The 1,383-nt window shown below is 64.1% G+C and carries 2 protein-coding genes; both read right to left on the minus strand.

Annotation, left to right across the window (positions count from 1 at the left end; translation table 11 throughout):
* A partial coding sequence (locus AC1VAN_RS21860) for a DUF6122 family protein (RefSeq protein WP_480986748.1) occupies nucleotides 1-307 on the minus strand: 307 nt, incomplete at its 3' end.
* 43 nt (nucleotides 308-350) lie between these two features.
* Nucleotides 351-1,383 (minus strand): biosynthetic arginine decarboxylase (gene speA / locus AC1VAN_RS21865; protein WP_480986749.1); only part of this gene is annotated, 1,033 nt, incomplete at its 5' end.

Raw genomic sequence — 1,383 nt, forward strand, 5'->3', positions numbered from 1 at the left:
TCCACCAGCAGTCGATGGCATCGAGCACGATGTGGATCATCAAACCGATGCCTACCAGCCGCGTTTTCTTCGGCACGCATAGCCCGGCATACACGGCAATCGCCGGTGCGGTATGCAGCGGGTGGAAGCCGATGCTGCAGCGGTTCGGGGCGTAGATCGGATCGGCCAGCAGGTGGTCCAGATCGATGATCCAGCCCAGCAGCAGCAACAGCCACGCCGAGGCGAAGCGCTTGCGCCAGAACAGCCATGCCAGCAGGGCTGGCACGGCGGCATGCAGGAACAGATGGAAGATCGCGCGGGCGCTCATCAGCACCGGTAGCGCCGGGCCATGCCCGGCGTTCCCGTCACCCTCAGATCAACGGTTCATCGGACAGGTAGGTGTAACCGGTCAGGCCCGCTTCCAGCGCTTCGGACAGCTCCTGCGCGCGTTCCGGCGACAGGTCCGCCGATGCCACGCGCTCGGCGTAAGCCGCACGCAGGTCATCCAGCTTGTAGCCCACGTAGTCCAGCATCACGTCGGTGGTATCGCCGCGGCGCTGCTGGGTGATGGCATAGCCATCGGCATCGGCCAGCACTTCCACCGCGTCGGTATCRCCGAACAGGTTGTGSATGTCGCCRAGRATTTCCTGGTAGGCACCGACCAKGAAGAAACCGATGCGGTAGCTCTCGCCGTGCTTGATCGCGTGCAGCGGCAGCGAGCTGTCCAGGCTTTCGTTCTCGACGTAGGTCTTGACCATGCCATCGGAATCGCAGGTCATGTCGGCGATGATCCCGCGGCGATCCGGCATCTCGTTCAAGCGCTCGATCGGCACGATCGGGAACACCTGGTCGATCGCCCACGCATCGGGAATCGATTCGAACACGCTGAAGTTGACGAAGTACTTGTCGACCAGGCGCTCGTTCAGYTCATCCAGCGCCGGGCGATGGCTCTTCTCGTCGTAGCTCAGGCGCGCACGCACGCCATGGGCGATGGCATAGAACAGATCGTCGATGCGCGCACGCTGCGGCAGGTCGATCTGGCCCAGCGCATAGCTGGACAGGCCTTCGGCGTGGAAGTGCTGTGCTTCCTGGAACAGCTCCACCGCCGGACGCACGTCCAGTTCTTCGTGGATCTCGCGCAGGTGGCGGATCGAGGCCGGCTCGTCGTCGTGCTGGTCCGGCACGCGGCCTTCCTGCGCCTGTTCCACTTCAGACACGTTGGCGATCAGCACCGCGTGGTGCGCGGTCATCGCGCGGCCGCACTCGGTGACGATGCGCGGCGGGGTCAGGCCATGTTCTTCGCAGGCATTGGCCAGCGGCTGAACGATGTTGCTGGCGTACGAATTGAGGCCGTAGTTGATCGAGCAGAAGCTGCGCGAACGGGTGCCTTCGTAGTCCACGCCC

It is taken from the genome of Stenotrophomonas sp. 05L44_2 (assembly GCF_056665995.1).